Annotated in this window: 16 protein-coding genes; 4 read left to right on the top strand and 12 right to left on the bottom strand. The window is 74.8% G+C overall.

Annotated features, from left to right (window positions below):
* Together ACIPSC_RS33560 and ACIPSC_RS33555 are read right to left on the bottom strand one after the other, a co-directional pair.
* Positions 1-633: NUDIX domain-containing protein (locus ACIPSC_RS33560; protein ID WP_400831861.1), on the bottom strand; the 633-nt coding region annotated here is incomplete at its 3' end.
* 92 nt (positions 634-725) lie between these two features.
* Positions 726-2,411, bottom strand: coding sequence for a CTP synthase (locus ACIPSC_RS33555; protein WP_255752596.1), 1,686 nt, complete (start codon positions 2,409-2,411; stop codon positions 726-728).
* Positions 2,412-3,134: 723 nt separating this feature from the next.
* Here ACIPSC_RS33555 and ACIPSC_RS33550 point away from each other — a divergent pair.
* Positions 3,135-5,132: a glycoside hydrolase family 15 protein gene (locus ACIPSC_RS33550; RefSeq protein WP_400831858.1), complete on the top strand. Its 1,998-nt coding sequence runs from the start codon at positions 3,135-3,137 to the stop codon at positions 5,130-5,132.
* Between the two features lie 47 nt (positions 5,133-5,179).
* On the opposite strand, the gene ACIPSC_RS33545 is transcribed toward ACIPSC_RS33550, so the two are convergent.
* From ACIPSC_RS33545 to ACIPSC_RS33535, 3 genes are all read right to left on the bottom strand, one after another.
* Positions 5,180-6,361 carry a glycosyltransferase family 4 protein gene (locus ACIPSC_RS33545; protein ID WP_400831856.1) on the bottom strand — a complete coding sequence of 394 codons (1,182 nt, stop codon included), beginning with the start codon at positions 6,359-6,361 and terminating at the stop codon, positions 5,180-5,182.
* A 256-nt stretch (positions 6,362-6,617) separates the two neighbouring features.
* The gene (gene recN, locus ACIPSC_RS33540; RefSeq protein WP_400831989.1) at positions 6,618-8,351 is read right to left on the bottom strand and encodes a DNA repair protein RecN; all 1,734 of its coding nucleotides are present in this window, start codon (positions 8,349-8,351) and stop codon (positions 6,618-6,620) included.
* Positions 8,352-8,439: 88 nt separating this feature from the next.
* On the bottom strand, positions 8,440-9,225 hold the full coding sequence (locus ACIPSC_RS33535) for a YitT family protein (protein WP_400831854.1): 786 nt from the start codon (positions 9,223-9,225) through the stop codon (positions 8,440-8,442).
* Between the two features lie 139 nt (positions 9,226-9,364).
* Between ACIPSC_RS33535 and ACIPSC_RS33530 the strand changes: the two genes are divergently transcribed.
* A complete protein-coding gene (locus tag ACIPSC_RS33530; RefSeq protein ID WP_400831852.1) occupies positions 9,365-10,876 on the top strand; it encodes a PLP-dependent aminotransferase family protein in 1,512 nt (503 codons plus the stop codon).
* A gap of 91 nt (positions 10,877-10,967) precedes the next feature.
* Here ACIPSC_RS33530 and ACIPSC_RS33525 read toward each other — a convergent pair whose 3' ends face one another.
* From ACIPSC_RS33525 to ACIPSC_RS33510, 4 genes are all read right to left on the bottom strand, one after another.
* Entirely contained in the window at positions 10,968-11,870 is a 903-nt protein-coding gene (locus ACIPSC_RS33525; RefSeq protein WP_238863250.1) for an NAD kinase, read from the bottom strand.
* A 277-nt stretch (positions 11,871-12,147) separates the two neighbouring features.
* Positions 12,148-12,954, bottom strand: a complete 807-nt coding sequence (locus ACIPSC_RS33520) for a TlyA family RNA methyltransferase (protein WP_400831850.1) — start codon at positions 12,952-12,954, stop codon at positions 12,148-12,150.
* Positions 12,955-12,994: 40 nt separating this feature from the next.
* Positions 12,995-13,282: a hypothetical protein gene (locus tag ACIPSC_RS33515; RefSeq protein WP_400831848.1), complete on the bottom strand. Its 288-nt coding sequence runs from the start codon at positions 13,280-13,282 to the stop codon at positions 12,995-12,997.
* Positions 13,275-14,156, bottom strand: a complete 882-nt coding sequence (locus tag ACIPSC_RS33510) for a hypothetical protein (protein WP_400831846.1) — start codon at positions 14,154-14,156, stop codon at positions 13,275-13,277. The genes ACIPSC_RS33515 and ACIPSC_RS33510 overlap by 8 nt, the downstream gene beginning before the upstream one ends.
* 155 nt (positions 14,157-14,311) lie before the next feature.
* Here ACIPSC_RS33510 and ACIPSC_RS33505 point away from each other — a divergent pair, with 155 nt between their 5' ends.
* Positions 14,312-14,659 (top strand): SCP2 sterol-binding domain-containing protein, encoded by a 348-nt coding sequence (locus ACIPSC_RS33505; RefSeq protein ID WP_400831844.1) that lies wholly within the window; start codon positions 14,312-14,314, stop codon positions 14,657-14,659.
* Between the two features lie 63 nt (positions 14,660-14,722).
* Here ACIPSC_RS33505 and ACIPSC_RS33500 read toward each other — a convergent pair whose 3' ends face one another.
* Positions 14,723-15,766 (bottom strand): HAD-IIA family hydrolase, encoded by a 1,044-nt coding sequence (locus tag ACIPSC_RS33500; protein ID WP_400831842.1) that lies wholly within the window; start codon positions 15,764-15,766, stop codon positions 14,723-14,725.
* Between the two features lie 28 nt (positions 15,767-15,794).
* Positions 15,795-16,463 (bottom strand): tetratricopeptide repeat protein, encoded by a 669-nt coding sequence (locus tag ACIPSC_RS33495; RefSeq protein WP_400831840.1) that lies wholly within the window; start codon positions 16,461-16,463, stop codon positions 15,795-15,797.
* A 92-nt stretch (positions 16,464-16,555) separates the two neighbouring features.
* On the opposite strand from ACIPSC_RS33495, the gene ACIPSC_RS33490 reads away from it, so the two are divergent.
* Positions 16,556-17,926 (top strand): DUF1015 family protein, encoded by a 1,371-nt coding sequence (locus ACIPSC_RS33490; protein WP_400831838.1) that lies wholly within the window; start codon positions 16,556-16,558, stop codon positions 17,924-17,926.
* A 118-nt stretch (positions 17,927-18,044) separates the two neighbouring features.
* Here ACIPSC_RS33490 and ACIPSC_RS33485 read toward each other — a convergent pair whose 3' ends face one another.
* Positions 18,045-18,869 carry a tetratricopeptide repeat protein gene (locus ACIPSC_RS33485; protein WP_400831987.1) on the bottom strand — a complete coding sequence of 275 codons (825 nt, stop codon included), beginning with the start codon at positions 18,867-18,869 and terminating at the stop codon, positions 18,045-18,047.
* Positions 18,870-19,537: the final 668 nt, after the last annotated feature.

The raw sequence follows: 19,537 nt of genomic DNA, 5'->3' as shown, positions 1-19,537 counted from the left end.
GGAGAAGGGCCGGGCCGGCCAGGGGGACAGGGGGGAGCGCAGGGCGTCGAGGCCGCCGGGGCCGGTGAGCGCGGCGTGCAGGGCGAGGGTGCCGGTGATCAGGGTGGGGTTGTGCAGCTCGCCGGCGTGGATCAGCCGGATCAGCTCGGCGAGCGGCACCCGGGCGGTCTCGATCTCCAGCTCCTCGCCGTGGGCCTCGTAGCGGTCGCCCTCCACGTCCGCGAGGTCGGTGGCGAGGAAGAGCCGCAGCGCCTCGTCGGTGCCGCCGGGCGAGGTGTAGAAGTCGACCAGCACCCGCCACGTCCCGGCCTTGCAGTGCGCCTCCTCGTACAGCTCGCGCTGGGCGGCGTGCAGCGGGTTCTCCCCGGGCACGTCGAGCAGGCCGGCGGGCAGCTCCCAGAGCCGCTGGCGGACGGGGTGGCGGTACTGGCGCACGATCAGCACCCGCTGCCGGTCGTCGAGTGCGAGGACGGAGACCGAGCCGGGGTGGGTCTGGTAGTCACGGCGGGCCCAGCCGCCGTCGGGCATCCGGACCTCCTCGGTGCGCACACCGGTGACCCTGCCCTGGAACGGCGTGGTGGTCCCCCGGATCTCCCACTCCTCGGCCACGTCGTGGATGCGCTGGTCGTCCATCGGTCTCCCCTTTTCGTCAGTACGACACAATCTAACGCCGAACGGCGGCCCCGCGGGAATCGCGGGACCGCCGTCCGGTGACGTGTCGTCGACTACTCGGCGGCCGGCTGCGCCGTCTTGATGTCGATGGCCGCCTTGACCAGGCCCGCGAACAGCGGGTGCGGGCGGGTCGGGCGGGACTTCAGCTCCGGGTGGGCCTGGGTGGCCACCAGGTAGGGGTGCACCTCGCGCGGGTACTCGACGTACTCGACCAGGTCGCCCTTGGGCGAGAGGCCCGAGAAGACCAGGCCGGTCTTCTCCAGGTCCGCGCGGTAGGCGTTGTTGACCTCGTAGCGGTGGCGGTGGCGCTCCTCGACGTACTGCTCGCCGCCGTAGACCTCGCGGACGATCGAGCCCTCGGCGAGCTTGGCCGGGTACAGGCCCAGGCGCATGGTGCCGCCCAGGTCGCCCTTGCCGTCGACGATCGCCAGCTGCTCGGCCATGGTGGAGATGACCGGGTACTTGGCGGCGGCGTCGAACTCGGTGGAGTTGGCCTCGGGCAGGCCGGCCAGGTTGCGGGCGGCCTCGATGACCACGCACTGCAGGCCCAGGCAGAGGCCGAGCAGCGGGATCCGGTTCTCGCGGGCGTAGGTGATCGCGGCGACCTTGCCGTCCACACCGCGGTCGCCGAAGCCGCCGGGGATGCAGATCGCGTCGACGTCGCCGAGGTGCTCCTGCGCGCCCTCCGGGGTCTCGCAGTCGTCCGAGGTGACCCACTTGATCTCGACCCGGGCGTTGTTGGCGAAGCCGCCGGCGCGCAGCGCCTCGGTCACCGACAGGTAGGCGTCCGGCAGGTCGATGTACTTGCCGACCAGCGCGACCTTGACGATGTGCTGCGGCTCGTGGACGCGGCGCAGCAGGTCGTCCCAGGTGGTCCAGTCGACGTCGCGGAACGGCAGGTCGAGGCGGCGGACGACGTAGGCGTCCAGGCCCTCGCCGTGCAGCACCTTCGGGATGTCGTAGATCGACTTGGCGTCGATGGCCGCGACCACGGCCTCCTCGTCCACATCGCACATCAGCGAGATCTTGCGCTTGATGGCCTGCGGGACCTCGCGGTCGGCGCGCAGCACGACGGCGTCCGGCTGGATGCCGATGTTGCGCAGCGCGGCCACCGAGTGCTGGGTGGGCTTGGTCTTCAGCTCGCCCGAGGGGCCGATGTAGGGCAGCAGGGAGACGTGCACGAAGAAGACGTTGTCCCGGCCGACCTCGTGGCGGACCTGGCGGACGGCCTCCAGGAAGGGCAGCGACTCGATGTCGCCGACGGTGCCGCCGACCTCGGTGATCACCACGTCGACGTCCTCGGTCGCCATCCGGCGGATCCGGGACTTGATCTCGTTGGTGATGTGCGGGATGACCTGGACGGTGTCGCCCAGGTACTCGCCGCGGCGCTCCTTGGCGATGACGGTCGAGTACACCTGGCCGGTGGTCACGTTGGCCGAGCCGTGCAGGTTGGTGTCCAGGAACCGCTCGTAGTGGCCGATGTCGAGGTCGGTCTCGGCGCCGTCGTCGGTGACGAAGACCTCACCGTGCTGGAACGGGTTCATGGTGCCCGGGTCCACGTTGAGGTACGGGTCGAGCTTCTGCATCGTGACGCGCAGGCCGCGGGCCTTGAGCAGGGCGCCGAGGCTGGAGGCGGTGAGGCCCTTGCCGAGCGACGAGGCGACACCCCCGGTGACGAAGAGGTGCTTGGTCGTCACGGCGCGGCCGTTCGCTGCCTTGCCGGAATGGGGCTGTGCCAAGAGGGGGCTCCCGTGGGTCGCGTGTCGAAGGTGACGTGGGCGGGAGGCTCGCGGCTCGCCTGGCGACGGGAGCACGGTGCTGGGCACGGCGCTCGCAGGGTCGTCGGTTCGGCTGGTCCGGGGCGTTTGATCCCACCGGTCCACGGGATACCAGGGTATCAGTGACCCGGCCGGGGCGCTTTCCGGCCCGCGCCCGGTGGCACGGAACCACACGCCCGGCGCACCACGGCGCACCGTACGGCGCACGTGTCACATCCGTCGCACCACCGGCCCGGGAGGGCCACTCGGCGGCGCTCGTCCGGGCCATGCGCCGCCCTCCCGGCGGACCATCCGGAGCTGATCCTTCCGGGCCATCCTGCACGCCGGCACCGCGATGCACGGCATTTCCGCCGAATTGCGGCGCCACGCAGAGCTGCGCCCGCGTGCTTCGCCCCTTTCGTCCGTCGTAAGCTGCACGGACGCATCGCCGACGCACGAGCACGCGGAGGGCGTGGGAGGGTCAGGACACCTCTCGGTCCCCGATGCGCGACCGGACCTCCCCGTACAACAGCTCCTCCCCACCCACTCCAGGGGCTCGAAGAGCCTCGCGCGGACACTCCAGCAAGGCCCGCCACCACCCATCGGCGGGCCGGACGTCCCGGGGTGGCCCCCCGGCCCCGCAGACCCGCTGGCTCTCCCGGGATCGCCGATGCGTCCTGACCACATTGCGAACTGGAGATCCACGTGGCCGGCCGTATCGAGGACTACGCACTCATCGGGGACATGCAGACCGCCGCCCTGGTCAGCAGGGACGGGGCGGTCGACTGGCTGTGCCTGCCCCGGTTCGACTCGCCGGCGGTCTTCGCCGGCCTGCTCGGCACGGATGAACACGGCTTCTGGCGGATCGGCCCGGCCGAGGCGGTGGCCACCGAGCCGCCCGGCCCCGCGGCCGAGCCGTCCCCGGCCGCCGACCGCGTGCGCCTCACCGACACCGGCGACCTGCGCGTCCCGCCCGCCACCGCCGCCGCCCCGGCCGTCCCCGCCGACCGGCGCCGCTACCGGGGCGACTCGCTCATCCTGGAGCAGGAGTGGGACTGCCCGGGCGGCAGCGTCCGGGTGATCGACTTCATGCCGCCGCGCCCGCTGGCCGGCCGCGACGCCGTCCCCCAGATGATCCGGATCGTCGAGGGCCTGTCCGGCACCGTCCGGATGCGCTCCGCGCTGCGGATGCGCTTCAGCTACGGCCGGATCGTGCCCTGGGTGCACCGGGTCGAGCAGCCCGACGGCGGCCACCGCACCGTCGCCATGGCCGGCCCCGACTCCGTCTGGCTGGACGGCGAGGCCGAGACCTACGGGCGCAACCTCACCACCTACGCCGACTTCGCCGTCGCGGCCGGCGAGCGGATCGCCTTCGCCCTGACCTGGCAGGCCTCCCACCTCGACCCGCCGACCGCCCCGGACGCCGAGGAGATGCTCGACGCCACCGCCGACTTCTGGCACGACTGGGCCGGCCAGTGCACCTACCAGGGCCCCTACCGGGAGGCCGTGATCCGCTCGCTGATCACCCTCAAGGGCCTCACCTACGCCCCCACCGGCGGCATCGTCGCCGCACCCACCACCTCCCTGCCCGAGGACCTCGGCGGTGAGCGCAACTGGGACTACCGCTACACCTGGCTCCGCGACGCCGCGATCACCCTCTCCTCGCTGCTGCGCACCGGCTACCGGGACGAGGCCCGCGCCTGGCGCGAGTGGCTGCTCCGCGCCGTCGCCGGCGACCCGGAGAACCTGCAGATCATGTACGGCATCGCCGGCGAGCGCGAGCTGACCGAGTCCTCGCTGGACTGGCTGCCCGGCTACGAGGGCTCCCAGCCGGTCCGGGTCGGCAACGGCGCGGCCGGCCAGCTCCAGCTCGACGTCTACGGCGAGGTGGTCGAGGCCCTGCACCTCGCCCACATGACCGGCCTGGTCCGCAACGACCACGCCCACCACCTCCAGCTGCGCCTGATCGAGTACCTGGAGGACCACTGGCAGGAGCGGGACGAGGGCATCTGGGAGGTGCGCGGCCCGCGCCGGCACTTCGTCCACTCCAAGGTGATGGCCTGGGTCGCCGTCGACCGCACCATCAAGCTGCTGGAGCAGACCCCCGAGGACGCCCCCTCCGACAGCCACCTGGAGCGCTGGCGCGAACTGCGCGAGACCATTCACCGGGACGTCTGCGAGAAGGGCTACGACCCGGAGCGCAACACCTTCACCCAGTACTACGGCGGCAAGGAGCTGGACGCCTCACTGCTGCTCATCCCCCAGGTGGGCTTCCTGCCGCCGGACGACAAGCGCGTCATCGGCACCATCGAGGCGATCCAGCGCGAGCTCTCCACCGAGGACGGCTTCGTGCTGCGCTACCCGACCCACGACGAGAGCGGCAACAACGTCGACGGGCTCTCCGGCCACGAGGGCGCCTTCCTCGCCTGCTCGTTCTGGCTGGCCGACGACCTCGCCATGATCGGGCGGGTGCAGGAGGCCCGGGAGCTGTTCGACAAGCTGCTGTCGCTGCGCAACGACCTCGGCCTGCTCGCCGAGGAGTGGGACCCGCGGGAGAAGCGCCAGGTCGGCAACTTCCCGCAGGCGTTCAGCCACGTCCCGCTGATCGACACCGCGCTGCGGCTGACCGCCTGCGGCGGCGCGTACCTCTCGGCCCAGCCGAACGGCCCGGCCGCCGACCGCGCCGAGCAGGCCACGGTCTGACCGGGGGCGCCCGGCCGCCGGCCGGGCGCCCGCCCACCGGACAGGACCTACAGGCTGCGCTGGACCAGCTCGTCGTAGGTGCTGAGCACCTGGGCGACGGTGGCGGCCTCGTCCGGCCAGGTCTCGGCCTGCTGCCGGCCGGCCTCCGTCAGGCGGTCCCGGCGGGCCGGGTCGGCCAGCAGCCCGCGCACCGCCCGGCCGATCGCCGCCGCGTCGCCGGGCGGGACCAGCACCGCCGCGTCCCCGACCAGCTCGGGGATGCCGCCGACGGACGTCGCCACCACCGGCACGCCGGCCCGCATCGCCTCCTGGACCACCAGCGAACGGGCCTCCCAGCGGCTGGAGACCACCACGACGTCCGCGGCCGCCAGCAGGTCGGGCACGTCGGTGCGGTAGCCGAGCAGCCGCACCGGCAGCTTCTCCGCCGTCACCCGCTCGCGCAGCCCGGGCGCCTCGGGACCGTCCCCGGCGAGCAGCACCAGGGGCTGCGGGTCCAGCGCGGCCAGCTCGCGGGAGGCGTCCAGCAGCAGTCCGAACGCCTTCTGCGGGACCAGCCGGCCGACCGCCAGCACCAGCGGCCGGTCCGGTCCGGCGCCGAGCAGCGCGGCCCGGGCCTCGGCCCGCTCCAGCCGGCCGTCGGGCATCGGAGGCGCGGCGACCGGCCCGAGCCGGGCGTCGGTGGCGCCCAGCTCACGGGCCCGGGCCACCAGGTCGGAGGAGGCGCCGAGCACCAGGTCGGCGGCGCGCGCCACCCGGCGCTCCATCAGCCGTTGCAGCCGGCGCTCCATACCGGTGGCGAGCAGTGCGTGGTGCGAGGTGACCACCAGCGGGGTCTCCGGGCGCAGGCCCGGGAAGCGGCCGGCGGTGCGCAGCGCCAGGTCGGACAGGAGTCCGGCGCGCAGGCCGTGGGCGTGCACCACGTCGGCGCCGGTGAAGGCGCGGCGCAGCTCGCCGATCGCAGTGGCGTCGCTGCGGGCGCCCGCGGTGGGGGTGATGTCGACCAGGTGGAACCTGGCGCCGGAGCGGGAGAATCCGAACAGCTCGTCCGTGCCGGCCGGCCCGCACACCGTCACGGTCACTCCGTGCGCGACCAGGCCCTGTGTCAGGGAGCGCACGTGCGCGCCGATGCCACCGGTGCTGGCGGCCAGGACGAGCACCACGCGCAGCTGGCCCGGTTCAGGGGCGGCCGCGGTGGCCCGGGCGGCGGAATGGTCCACGTCGTCTCGCATCCGACTCGATCAGGTTCGCGCGCCGTGGTGCGAGGATTGCCCGCAGCGGCGCTCGGGACTGGAAAGCCAGTGTCCAGCCGCCACCATGCCAGGTCGGCGGCCCTCTTGGACAGTCGGCGCCACGGGGGCGCGTCGCCGTCGGCCGAGGGCCGCCGCCGACCGGGCGGCGGAGCCGGGGCCGGCCTTGTGAGCCGGGCCCCGGCGGTGCACTCGTGGGTCGGAACCGGGTCCGTCCCAGCGGTGGCCAGGGGGTGTCCTAGCGGTGGCGCGGGGCCCGGGCGGCGGCCAGCAGCTCCTCGGCGTGGGCGCGGCCCAGCTCGGAGTCCTCCAGGCCTGCCAGCATCCGGGAGAGCTCGCGCACCCGCTCCTCGTCGCTGAGCACCTTGACGCCGCTGCGGGTCACCGTGCCGTCGTTGGTCTTCTCCACCACCAGGTGCCGGTCGGCGAACGCGGCGACCTGCGGCAGGTGGGTGACCACCACGACCTGGGCGGACTCGGCCAGCTTGGCCAGCCGGCGGCCGATCTCGACCGCGGCCTTGCCGCCCACGCCAGCGTCCACCTCGTCGAAGAGGTAGGTCGGGACGGGGTCCGCACCGGCGAAGACCACCTCGACGGCCAGCATCACCCGGGAGAGCTCACCGCCCGAGGCGCCCTTGGCGATCGGACGCGGCTGGGCACCGGGGTGCGGTGCCAGCAGCACCTCGACCTCGTCCACGCCGTGCGGGCCGTAGGCGACGGTGCGGCCCTCGATCTCGATCCCGGACAGGTCGTCGACCTGGCTGATCGAGAAGGTGACCCGTGCGTGCGGCATGGCGAGCTCGGCCAGCTCGGCCGAGACGGCCTCGGCGAAGCGGCCGGCGGCGGCCTGCCGGGCGGCCGACACCTCGGCCGCGAGCTCGGCCAACTCGGCGCGCAGCGCGGTCTCCTGGGCACCCAGCTCGTCGATCCGCTCGTCGTCGCCGTCGAGTTCCGCCAGCCGGGCGGAGCCCTCCTCGGCCCAGGCCAGCACCTCGGCGAGGGAGTTCTCCGGGCCGCCGTACTTGCGCAGCAGCTGGGCCAGGACGGCCCGGCGGTCCTCGACCGCAGCCAGCCGGACCGGGTCGGCATCCAGGTCGTCGGCGTAGCCGGCCAGGTCGCCGGCCACGTCGGCGAGCAGGTAGCCCACCTCGTTCAGCCGGTCGGCGAGGGCGGCGAGCCGCTCGTCGTGGTGGCGGACGGCGTCCAGGGCGCGGCGGGCCTGCGCGAGCAGGGTGCCGGCGTCCAGGGCCTCCGGGTCGGCCGGGTCGCCGGCCAGCGCGGCGTGGGCGAGGGTGGCGGCGGAGGAGAGCGCGTCGGCGTGGCCGAGCCGCTCGGCCTCGGCGCCGAGCTCGATGTCCTCGCCGGCGACCGGCTCGGCGGCGGCGACCTCGTCCAGGCCGAAGCGGAGCAGGTCCGCCTCCTGGGCACGCTCGCGGGCCCGGGTGGTCAGCTCCTCCAGGGTGGCGGAGACCTCGCGCAGCCGGCGGTAGACCTCCCGGTAGCGGGCCAGCGGCTCGGCCACCGCCTCGCCCGCGTACCGGTCCAGGGCGCCGCGCTGGCGGGCCGGGCGGAGCAGCCGCTGCTGGTCGGTCTGGCCGTGGACGGCGATCAGGTCCTCGCCGAGCTCGGCGAGCAGCCCGACCGGCACGGCCCGGCCGCCGACGTACGCCCGCGAGCGGCCCTCGGCGGAGACGGTGCGGCTGATCAGCAGCGCGCCGTCGTCCAGTTCGGCCCCCGCCTCGACGGCGCGGGCGGCCACCGGGGAGTCGGCGGGCAGTTCGAGGCGGCCCTCGACCACCGCGCGTCCGCTGCCGTTGCGCACCAGGGCCGGATCGGCCCGGCCGCCGAGCAGCAGCCCGAGGCTGGTCACCACCATGGTCTTGCCGGCGCCGGTCTCACCCGTCACGGCGGTGAAGCCGGGGGCCAGCTCGACCACCGCGTCGTCGATGACCCCAAGATCCCGTATCCGCATCTCGTCCAACACGGAGACGACCTTACGAGGTTCCACCCCCGCTGCGCGACGAGCGACAACGCCGCGCGGCAACTCCGTGCACGCAAGTTCATCCCTTCCGGGAGGTTTGCCCCGGGGTGGGGACGGTGCACCACGGCAGGAAGAACTGCACCAGCGGGCCGATGGCCAGCGCATACGCGACGGTGCCGACCCCGGCGGTGCCGCCGAGCAGGACACCCGCCACCAACACCGTCAGTTCGATGCCGGTGCGGATGAGCCGCAGCGAGCGGCCGGTGCGCCGGTGCAGGCCGGTCATCAGCCCGTCGCGCGGCCCCGGGCCGAACCGGGCGCCGATGTAGAGGCCGGTGGCCAGACCGTTCAGCACGATCGCGGCGGCCATCAGCGCGATCCGGGCCGCCGGCGGGCCGGGCGTGCCGGCCACCCGCAGGGTGAGGTCCATCGCCGCACCGATCACCAGCACGTTGGCCACCGTGCCGAGGCCGGGGCGCTGGCGCAGCGGGATCCAGAACAGCAGGACGAGGGCGCCGCAGATGGTCACCCAGGCGCCCACCGAGAGGCCGGCGCTCCGCTGCAGGCCCTGGTGGAGGACGTCCCAGGGGTCGAGGCCGAGCCCGGAGCGCAGCATCAGCGCCATGCTCGCCCCGTAGAGGGCGAGCCCGACGGCGAGCTGCGGGAGCCGGCGGCCCAGCGCATGGGTGTCGCCGAGCAGGCGGTCGGCGGTGCTCCGGCGCCCGGCCGCCGTCGTGGGCCCGGTGGCCGGGCCCGCGGCAGGGTCGGTGATGCCCGCGGCAGGACCGGTGACGAGGTCGGCACGGTCGGTGGCGGGAGCGGGGGCGGCGGCGGTGGTGGACGGGGGCGGGCTGGTGGTGGCCATCGGTACTCCGGCAGGTGGTACTGACATCACCCGGGGGCAGGGCCCGGACGGTGGCGGACTCGACGGCCGCCCTGCGATGATGACAAGGCCAATGAGGCCCGCTCCAGGGCCAATCCCGAGTAAGTGGACTGATTCCGCCATGGCCGACTGGCACACCACCGTCACCGCCGCCGCGCTCGCCCGGCTGCTCTCCACCGCCCGCCTGCCCGAGCCCGCCACCCGGCGGCCCGCCTACCGCACCCTGGCCGGGCAGATCCGCCTCCTGGTCACCGAGGGCCGGCTGCCGGTCGGCGCCCGCCTCCCCGCCGAGCGCGAACTCGCCCTGGCCCTGCGACTCAGCCGCACCACCGTGGCCACCGCGTACGAGGCCCTGCGCGCCGACGGCTACCTGCACAGCCGCCGCGGCTCCGGCAGCTGGACCGCCCTGCCCGAGGGCGCCCCGCCGCCCGGCGACGCGCTGCACCCGATGCCGCCGGACGAGCAGGGGCGCACCCTCGACCTCGGCGTCGCCGCACTCCCCGCCCCGCAGCCGTTCCTCGGCGCGGCCGCCGCCCGGGCCGTCGAGCAGCTGCCCGCCTACGCCACCGGGCACGGCCACTTCCCCACCGGCGTCCCCGTCCTGCGCGAGGCGGTCGCCCGCCGCTACACCGAGCGCGGACTGCCCACCTCCGCCGACCAGGTCCTGATCACCATCGGCGCGATGGGCGGCCTCCACCTGGTGCAGCGGGCGCTGATCGGAAGCGGCGACCGGGTGGCGGTCGAGGCACCCAGCTACGCCCACACCCTGCAGGCGCTGCGCCGCGGCGGCGCCCGGCTGGTCCCCGTCCCGTACGCCTCCCCGGACGGGCCGACCCGGCCGCCGCGCTGGGACCTCGCCGAGTGGCGCCGGGTGCTGCACGGCGCCGCGCCCAGGGCCGCCTACGTGATCCCCGACTTCCACAACCCGACCGGCGCCCTCGTGGACGAGGAGCAGCGGCGCGAACTGCTGGCCGCCGCCCGCGCCGCGGGCGCGGTGGTCCTGGTCGACGAGACCACCGCCGAACTCGGCTGGGGCGTCGCCGACGACGCCGCCCTCCCCCGCCCGACCGCCGCGCTGGACCGCTCCGCCCAGGTAGTCACGGTCGGCTCGGCGGGCAAGCTGCTCTGGGGCGGTCTGCGGATCGGCTGGGTCCGGGCGGCGCCCGCCCTGGTCCGCCGCCTCGCCGCCGAGCGCGTCTACAGCGACGTCGGCGCCCCGGTCCTGGACCAGCTGATCGCCGCGGAACTGCTCGGCGAGCCGCTGGAGGCCGTCCGCGCCCACCAGTTGGCCAGGCTGCGGGCGGGCGCCGACGCCTTCTCCGACGCCCTGCGCACCCGCCTGCCCGACTGGCGCTACGCGCCGCCGCCCGGCGGACTCGCCTTCTGGGTCTCCACCGGCGGCCTCTCCGGCGCGGCGCTCGCCCGGGCCGGGGAGCAGGTCGGCGTGCGGATCGCCGCGGGCAGCCGCTTCGGCGCGGACGGCGCGTTCGAGCACCACATCCGGATTCCGCTCACCGTGCCCGCCGCGGCCGTCCCCGCCGCCGTCGACCGGCTCGCCAAGGTCGCCGCGCGGGCCGCCGCTGGCGGGCGTTGGCGCGACGCCGCCGACGAGGGCCAGCCACTGGCTGTTTGACGCTTCGTCAATTCACTGTCTCGGCAGGGACGGTGACCGACCCTGCGCGGCGAACGGGGGCGGGATCGCGACGGACCCCGCCCCCACCGGCTCAGTGCGTGTCGTGCCGGCCGCGCCAACCCGTCACCGGAAGCGCGAACTTGGCCACCAGCCGGTCGGTGAACGGCGCCCGGTGCAGCCGCGCCAGCCGCACCGGCGTCTGCCCCCGGCGCACCTCGACCCGCGCCCCGGCCGGCAGCTCCACCGAACGGCGGCCGTCGCACCAGAGCACCCCGTGCGGGGTCTTCGGCTGCACCTCCACCGCCAGCACCGAGTCCGGCGAGGTCACCAACGGCCGGGCGAACAGCGCGTGCGCGCTGATCGGCACCATCAGCAGCGCCTCCACCTCCGGCCAGACCACCGGCCCGCCGCCGGAGAACGCGTACGCCGTCGACCCGGTCGGCGTCGCGCAGACCACCCCGTCGCAGCCGAAGTTGGACACCGGGCGGCCGTCCACCTCGGTCACCACCTCCAGCATCCGCTCCCGGGACGCCTTCTCGATCGACGCCTCGTTCAGTGCCCAGTCGTGGTGCAGCACGTCACCGTTGGTCCGCACGATCACGTCGAGGGTCATCCGCTCCTCGACCTCGTAGTCGGCGTCGACCACCCGCTCGACCACCACGGCGAGGTCGTCCCGCTCGGCCTCGGCGAGGAAGCCGACCCGGCCCAGGTTGATGCCGAGCATCGGGAGCCCGTGCTCACGCGCCAGCTCTGCGCCGCGCAGCAGCGTCCCGTCGCCGCCCGCGACCAGGATCAGCTCGCAGCCGTCGGCGGCCCCCGGCCCACCGGGCACCCGCTCCACGCCGTCCGGCAGATCCAGGTCCACCGCCTCGGCGGCGAGCAGCCGGATCCGGATCCCCGCCTTGAGCAGGCCGTGCACCAGGCCCTCGACACTGCGCAGCGCGGCCTCCCGGCCGGTGTGCGCGATCAGGAAAACCGTCCGCTCGTCGCTCATGCGCCCACCTCGCTGCCCCTGCCGCTGCTTCCGTCGCTTCCGCTGCTGACACCGCTGCCGATTCTGCTGCGGTCGCCGGTGCCGAGGCCGTGGCCCCGCCCGACCGCCGCCCCGCGAGACGCGCTCCCCGCGACGATCCGCTCCCGGCTCCCCGCCGGGAGTACCCCCATGATTCGCCCGCTCATGCCAGCTGCCCTCTCCCTACGTCGGCCGGGTCGCCGTTGGCCGGTGCGGCCGCGTTGACCCAGCATGACGGACCGGACGTCCGCAGAGCAGCCTATCCGGGGCCCTCCGCAACGGCCCGGTCCGCGTCCGCCGGATCCAACTGCGGTGCACCCCGGCGCAACCAGAGGAAGTACTCGACGTTCCCGGACGGACCGGGCAGCGGGCTCGCGGTCACCGCGCGCACGCCCAGCCCGAGCTCCCACGCCTGTCCCGCGACCTGGCGCACCATCTCGGCCCGCAGCTGCGGGCTGCGCACCACTCCGCCGCTGCCGAGACGCTCCTTGCCGATCTCGAACTGCGGCTTGACCATCAGCACCAGGTCCGCGTCCTCGGCGGCGCAGCCGGCCAGCGCGGGCAGCACCAGTCCCAGCGAGATGAAGGAGAGGTCGCCGACCACCAGGTCGACCGGCGTCCCGCCGATCAGCTCCAGGGTCAGCTCGCGCACGTTGGTGCGGTCCATCACCGTCACCCGCTCGTCGCTCTGCAGCGACCAGGCGAGCTGCCCGTAGCCGACGTCCACCGCCAGCACCTGCACCGCCCCGGCGCGCAGCAGCACGTCGGTGAACCCGCCGGTGGACGCGCCGGCGTCCAGCGCCCGGCGGCCCTCGACCACCAGGCCCTGCGGTACGAAGGCGGCGAACGCCCCGGCCAGCTTGTGGCCGCCGCGCGAGACGTAGTCGGGGTCGTTCTCGTCCTTCGCCACCACGACCGCCGCCGAGGTCTCCACCTGGGTGGCCGGCTTGGTCGCGGTGGTGCCGCCGACGGTCACCCGGCCGGCCGCGATCAGCTCGGACGCGTGCTCCCGCGACCGGGCCAGCTTGCGGCGGACCAGTTCCGCGTCGAGACGGCGTCGTGCCACTGCCACTGGTGTTTCAGCTCCTACGGATGGGTCGTGCGGGTCAATCCCGGTCGAGCGCGGCCAGCGTGTCGGTGAGCCGCTGGTGAACATCTTCGTACACCGCGACGTGCGCCCCGGTCGGCACCCCGTCCAGTGCCGCCAGCCGGGCCAGCCCGGCGTCGACCGCCGGGTGGCCGGTCGGGGTCAGCTCGACGCCGATCGGGAGCGGCTCGCCGCCCAGCGGGTCGGCGACGTCGAGGACGGCGGGGGCGGCGGGGGCGGCGGGGGCGGCGAGGTCGCCCGGACGGTCCGGGGTGTCGGGCTCGGGGTCGAGGTCGCGATCAGGCATCGGGCTTCTTCGTCGTGCTGGTCTTCCGGACGGTGGTCTTCTTGGTCGCGGTCCGCTTGGCGGGAGCCTCCTGCCCCGCCGCGGTCTTCTTGGCGACCGTCCGCTTGGCAACCGTCTTCTTGGCCGCGGTCTTCTTGGTGGCGGCCTTCTTCACCGGGGCCTTCTCGGCAGGCGCCGTACCGGCCGCCGCCTTCTTCGCCGCCGCCTTCTTCTCGGCGGCCTTCCCGGCCGGCGACTTCCCGGCCGGCGACTTCCCCGTCTGCGCCGGCTTCGCGGCCACGGTGTTCCCCGCCGCCGGGTCGGGCTCCGGGGCCGCCTTCGGCTCCGGGGCCGTGCGCGCCGGCGGCACCGGCGGATCGACCTCCACCGGCGCGTCCACCTCCACCCGCTCGGCCACTATCGACTCGGCGCCCGCCCGGGTGGCCGGCGCGGCCGGCTCCTCCCCCTTCTCCCAGCCCCGCCCGAACAGCCCGTCCGCACGCGGCGCCGGCGCCGGCTCCTCCGCGGCCGACGTCCTCGCCGCGGGCACGGCCTCCCCCTCGACCTCGCGCAGCTTGCTCTCCAGGTAGGCGAGCACCACCCCGACCTTGGTCACCTGGTCGCCGACCTTCTCGAAGGCCCGCTCGACCTCGCCCCGCGCCACGCCCACCGCCAGGTCCACCCCGGCCCGGCCCGCGGTCACCGCCTCCTCGACCAGCGTCTGCAGCGCCTTGGGGGACGGCGGGAACTGTCCGCCGAGCTTCCGCTCCACCCCGGCGACATCCACCCCGGTCTTCTCCAGCAGCTCGGCCGCCGTCCCGACGACCCGCTTGCCGACCTCCTCCACCAACCCGGCGGCGACCTCCACCACTCCCCGCACCGTCTTCGGCAGCATCCGGGTGCCTCCTAAGCGCCTCTGCGCATCGTTCTGTCGCCGTGGCACCCGGACCCGTTCCGGGCACCCACTGACGACGCTACAGCCAAAACCGTGCTGGGGTACCGTGGCCCCGCAGTCACCGCCACCGTCGTACAGGGAGTGGACCAGCCGCCATGGCCAACGCCGAGGAGTGCCGCGCGGCACTGGAACAGCTCAGCAGGAACATGGCCCGGTCCACCGGCGACGTCCGCAAGGCCGCCGCCCTCGACCGCTCGCTGACCTGCCGGATCACCGACCTCGACCTGACCTTCTCCGGCCGGCTGCGCGACGGCCGGATCCAGGACGTCACCGAGGCGCCCGGCCCGCCCGCCGCGAAGGCGGAGATCCGGCTCACCATGAGCAGCGACGACCTGGTCGCCCTCGTCGACGGCAGGCTCAACTTCGCGTCGGCCTGGGCCACCGGCCGGGTCAAGCTGGAGGCCGGCTTCCGCGACCTGCTGCGGCTGCGCACCCTGCTCTGACCCGGCCCGCGCGACTGTGCCTCGCCCTACGGGCGCTCTGCTTCGTCCTACGGGCGCCCGGGCTCAGAAGCCCAGCTCGGCCAGCGCCTTCCGCCCGTCCACCGGCTCGCCGCCCGCGTCCAGCGCCGTCCACGCCGCCGCGCAGAGCGCCCGCAGGCCGTCCCAGCGGTCCTCGCCGGTGGCCGTCAGCCGCAGCTCGCCGTCCTGCACCACGGCCACCCAGCCGCCGCAGCCGAAGCCCCCGTCCGGCTGACCGACCGTCGCGGAGTGCGGCACCAGCAGCCCGCGCAGGTCCGCGGACAGGTAGGTCGGCCGGTGCTCCGCCGGCGCGGCGAGCAGCTGCGCCGGCGTGGTGACGCCGGTGAAGACCAACAGGCTGTCCACCCCGCCGTTGAACGCGCCCTCGATGTCCGTGTCCAGCCGGTCCCCCACCACCAGCGGCCGCCGCGCCCCCGTACGCAGCACCGTCTCGCGGTGCATCGGCGGCAGCGGCTTGCCCGCCACCTCCGGCTCCACTCCGGTCGCCGCCCGGACCGCCGCGACCAGCGTGCCGTTGCCCGGCGCGATGCCGCGCGCCTGCGGGACGGTCAGGTCCAGGTTGGACGCCACCCACGGCAGACCGCGCTGGATCGCGAACGAGGCCTCCGCCAGGTGCTGCCAGCCCACCGAGGGGTCGAAGCCCTGCACCACCGCGAGCGGCTCCTCGGCCAGCGTGCGTACGGGCACCAGCCCGCGCTCGGCCAGCGCCTCCTCCAGGCCCGCGCCGCCGACGACCAGCACCTTCGCCCCGGCCGGGACCTTCTCGGCCACCACGCGAGCGGCCGCCTGGGCCGAGTTGATGACGTCGCCGGGCTCGGCGGCCACGCCCAGCTCGGTCAGGTGCTCGGCCACCACCCGGGGCGGACGGGAGGCGTTGTTGGTCACGTAGGCCAGCCGCATCCCGGCCGCCCGGGCCGCGTCCAGCGACTCCACCGCGTGCTCGATCGCGTCCGGCCCGGCGTAAACGACGCCGTCGAGGTCCAGCAGGGCCGTGTCGTACGCCTCGGTGAGCGGGCGGCCGCTCCCGCCGGGGGCGGTCCGTCGCACGGTGGTGGCCGTCTCGGTCATGCCTGCTCTACCTCATTCACTGGGTCGCTCACTCGTTCGTTCCCGGGTCGGGGCCCCGCCCGTCCGCGCCGCCCGGGTCCGTGCCCCCGCGGTCCTCCCTGCCGCCCGGCGGCAGGGAGGACGGCCCCTCGGAGGCCTCCGGGGGTTCCAGGTAGCCCGGCGCCCCCGGCAGCAGCGGGCCGAACGCCCCGGCGCGGGCGGCCAGGGTCGCCCGGGTCTGCCGCAGCGCGGCCCGGTAGTGGTCGGTCTCCGGCCGCATCGCCACGGCCAGCGCCAGGTGCTCGGCGGACGTCTCGAAGTCGCCCAGCCGGGCCGCCGCGACGCCCCATCCGAACTGAGCGTAGTCGTCCGACGGATCGGCCAGGGCGACGGCCCGGAAGTTCTCCAGCGCCGCCGCGTAGGAGCCGGCGTCGAACTGCGCCCTCGCCAGCGTCTCCCGGATGCTGCGCGAGTGCGGCTCCGCCGCGGCCGCCCGCGCCAGCAGCTGCTCGGCCGCCGCCGGGTGCCCCTGCGCCAGCAGCCGGCCACCGCGGCGGAACCAGTCGTACACGTCCCCCACGGGCTCCCCCGCCCGGTCCGGCTCCGGCACTCCGCCGCCCCCGCCGGGCGTGCCCGCGCCCGCGCCGGGACCCGTGCCCTCGGTACCCGAGACGGCCGCCTCGTGCGACGCCTCGCCCCCGCCTGTCCGATCGTCCACGCCGTACCTCGCCCTCGGTCACGACACCCGCCCACCGACCAGCACGGGTGTTCCGATCTCTGAACAACGCGTACCCGGTTACGATGCCCAGAATGAGCGCACCCAGTGCAGAAAGCGGAGCGGAGTCTCCGCAGGGCGGCCCCGGCGATCCCGGGCACGTCGCCACTGCAGGCCTGTCCCTGTTCCCCTTCCGAGGCCTGCGTTACGTCCCCGACCGGGTCGGAGCGCTGGCTGCCGTGACCTCGCCACCGTACGACGTGGTCGATCCCGGCCGACGGCTCGACCTGGAGACCGCCGACCCGCACAACGTGGTCCGGCTGATCCTCCCGCGCCCCGAGCCGGACGAGCCCGGCGACCGCCCGGACCGCGACACCCGGTACCGCCACGCCGCCCGCCTGCTGCGCGACTGGCAGCGCGAGGGCGTCCTGGCTCCCGATCCGGTGCCCGCGCTGTACGTCTACGAGCAGCGGGTGCCCGCCGCCGGCGACTCGCCCGAGCTGCTGCAGCGCGGCCTGATCGGCGCGCTCGCCGTCAGCGGCAGCGAGGCCGCCGTCGTCCTCCCCCACGAGGACGTGATGCCCAGACCGGTCGCCGACCGGGTCGGCCTGATGCGCACCACCCGCGCCAACCTCGAACCGCTGCTGCTCACCTACCGGGGCAACGGCGGCGCGGCCGGCGTGGTCGAGCGCGCCGTCCGGGGCGAACCGCTGCTGACCACCACCACCTCGGACGGCACCCACCACCGGCTCTGGGCCGTCACCGACGTCGCCGAGATCGCCGAGGTCAGCCGCGACCTCTCCACCTGCCGCGCGCTGATCGCCGACGGGCACCACCGCTGGGAGATGTACCTGCGGCTCCAGCGCGAGCACCGCCACCTGCCGCGCAGCCCCTGGGACCGCGGACTGGTACTGCTGGTCGATACCGCCCGCTACCCGCTCCAGGTCCGGGCGATCCACCGGGTGCTGTACCGGCTGACGATCTCCGAGGCGCTGGAGAAGCTCGGCGACCGCTGGCAGGTCAAGGAGGTCCCCGGCCCCCTGGAGACCGCCCTGCAGGCGCTCGCCGAACAGAAGCGGCACGGCGGCAGCAGCTTCGTGCTCACCGGCGGCGACGGCACCTACTGGCTGGTGAGCGAGCCCGACGAGACCCTGCTCGACGCCACCGTCCCGCACGACCGGCCGGAGGAGTGGCGTCGCCTGGACGCGACCGTCCTGCACGCCACCCTGCTCGACCACACCTGGCGCATCCCCGACGGGCCCGACGACATCGGCTACCTGCACACCGCCGTGGCCGCCGAGCGCGAGGCCGCCCGCAGCGGCGGCACGGCGGTGCTGCTGCACCCTGTGCGCGAGAGCGTGGTCCGCCGGCTCGCCGAGCAGGGCGTCACCATGCCCCGCAAGTCGACCTCCTTCGGCCCCAAGCCGGCCACCGGGTTGGTCCTGCGCAACCTCGAACTGGGCTGAGAGCGGCTCCCGGTCAGCGTCCGGCCCGGACGGCCGCGGACAGCGAAGAGGCCCTGCCTCCACCACGGGATTCCGTGGTGGAGGCAGGGCCTCAGCCGTTACCGGGTGCCGTCAGGCCTCAGGCCTTGGCGTCGGTGGACCGCTCCGGCACGACGCCGTCGAAGTCCTCGTCGATCTCCACGTCGTCCTCGTCGTAGAACTCCTCGACGTCTTCCTCGTCCTCGAAGATCTCCCGCTCGTCCGGCACGCCGCCGCGCGACTTCGCCGCAGCGGGGGCCTCGGCCTGCTCGGCGTCCTCCTCCAGCTCCGGGTCGAGCGCGTCCACGAACTCCAGGCCGTCGATCTCGGCGAGGCGCTCGGAGGCGTTGGTCGCGCCGTCGGGGTCGGCCTCGGCGGCCTTGGCGAACCACTCGCGGGCCTCCTCGCCACGGCCGGCCGCGATCAGCGCCTCGGCGTAGGCGTACCGCAGGCGCGCGGTCCACGGGTGCACCGTGCTGGAGGCCAGCTCCGGGCTCTGCAGGGTGACCACGGCCGCGTCGAACTGCTCCATGTCGGAGCGGGCGCCGGCCGCGACCAGGCGCATCTCGACCTGGCCGGCCTTGTCCAGCTGCTTCACCTCGGGCTCGCCGGCCATCGCCAGCGCGCGCTCCGGACGGCCGAGGCCGCGCTCGCAGTCCGCCATCACGGGCCACAGGTCGGCGCGACCGGTCATCCGACGGGCGGCGCGGAACTCGGTGAGCGCCTCGGAGTAACGCTGCGTCATGTACGAGGCGAAACCGGCCGCCTCGCGGACGGCGGCAACACGGGAGGCCAGCCGCAGCGCAACGCGGGAGTACTGGTAGGCCTCCTCCGGCTCACCGTCCAGCAGGCGGGCGACCATCACCAGGTTGCGGGCGACGTCGTCGGCCAGCGTCTTGGGCAGGCTCTTGAGCTCCTGGCGCACGTCCGCGTCGAGCTCGAAGCCGGTGACATCCTCCGGGATCGGCAGGCGCTTGACCGGCTCGTAGTTGCCACGGCGGTCGTCGTAGTCCCGGCCACCGCGGTCGTCGCGGTCGCGGTACGACGGGCGGTCGTCACGGCGCGGGCGGTCGTCACGGCGGAAGCCGCCACGGTCGTCACGGTCGCGGTTGAAGCCGCCGCCCTGGGGGCGGTCGTCGCGACGGTAGCCACCGCCCTGGGGGCGGTCGTCACGGCGGAAGCCACCGCGGTCGTCACGGTCACGGTTGTAACCGCCGGAGGGGCGGTCGTCGCGACGGAAACCGCCGCCCTGCGGACGGTCGTCGCGACGGAAGCCGCCGCGGTCGTCACGGTCACGGTTGAAGCCGCCGCCCTGGGGGCGGTCGTCACGACGCGGACGGTCGTCCCGGTCGTCACGACGGAAACCGCCGGACGGACGGTCGTCGCGACGGAAACCGCCGCCCTGCGGACGGTCGTCACGGCGGAAGCCGCCGCGGTCGTCACGGTCACGGTTGTAACCGCCGGACGGACGGTCATCGCGACGGAAACCGCCACCCTGCGGACGGTCATCGCGACGGAAACCGCCACCCTGCGGACGGTCATCGCGGCGGAAGCCGCCACGGTCGTCACGGTCACGGTTGAAGCCGCCGCCCT

Origin of the sequence: Kitasatospora sp. NPDC090091 (assembly GCF_044747365.1) — a bacterium.
Taxonomy (GTDB): Bacteria; Actinomycetota; Actinomycetes; order Streptomycetales; family Streptomycetaceae; genus Kitasatospora.
Note: the sequence above shows the minus strand (reverse complement) of the source record. Positions and strands in the feature narration are given on the sequence as shown.

Coding starts and splice junctions, on each gene's coding strand:
- ACIPSC_RS33535 (WP_400831854.1), bottom strand. CDS start 9,225: ATGGCCACCACCAGCCCGCCCCCGTCCACCACCGCCGCCGCCCCCGCT.
- ACIPSC_RS33530 (WP_400831852.1), top strand. CDS start 9,365: ATGGCCGACTGGCACACCACCGTCACCGCCGCCGCGCTCGCCCGGCTG.
- ACIPSC_RS33510 (WP_400831846.1), bottom strand. CDS start 14,156: ATGCTGCCGAAGACGGTGCGGGGAGTGGTGGAGGTCGCCGCCGGGTTG.
- ACIPSC_RS33490 (WP_400831838.1), top strand. CDS start 16,556: ATGAGCGCACCCAGTGCAGAAAGCGGAGCGGAGTCTCCGCAGGGCGGC.
- ACIPSC_RS33505 (WP_400831844.1), top strand. CDS start 14,312: ATGGCCAACGCCGAGGAGTGCCGCGCGGCACTGGAACAGCTCAGCAGG.
- recN (WP_400831989.1), bottom strand. CDS start 8,351: ATGCGGATACGGGATCTTGGGGTCATCGACGACGCGGTGGTCGAGCTG.
- ACIPSC_RS33545 (WP_400831856.1), bottom strand. CDS start 6,361: ATGCGAGACGACGTGGACCATTCCGCCGCCCGGGCCACCGCGGCCGCC.
- ACIPSC_RS33500 (WP_400831842.1), bottom strand. CDS start 15,766: ATGACCGAGACGGCCACCACCGTGCGACGGACCGCCCCCGGCGGGAGC.
- ACIPSC_RS33525 (WP_238863250.1), bottom strand. CDS start 11,870: ATGAGCGACGAGCGGACGGTTTTCCTGATCGCGCACACCGGCCGGGAG.
- ACIPSC_RS33515 (WP_400831848.1), bottom strand. CDS start 13,282: ATGCCTGATCGCGACCTCGACCCCGAGCCCGACACCCCGGACCGTCCG.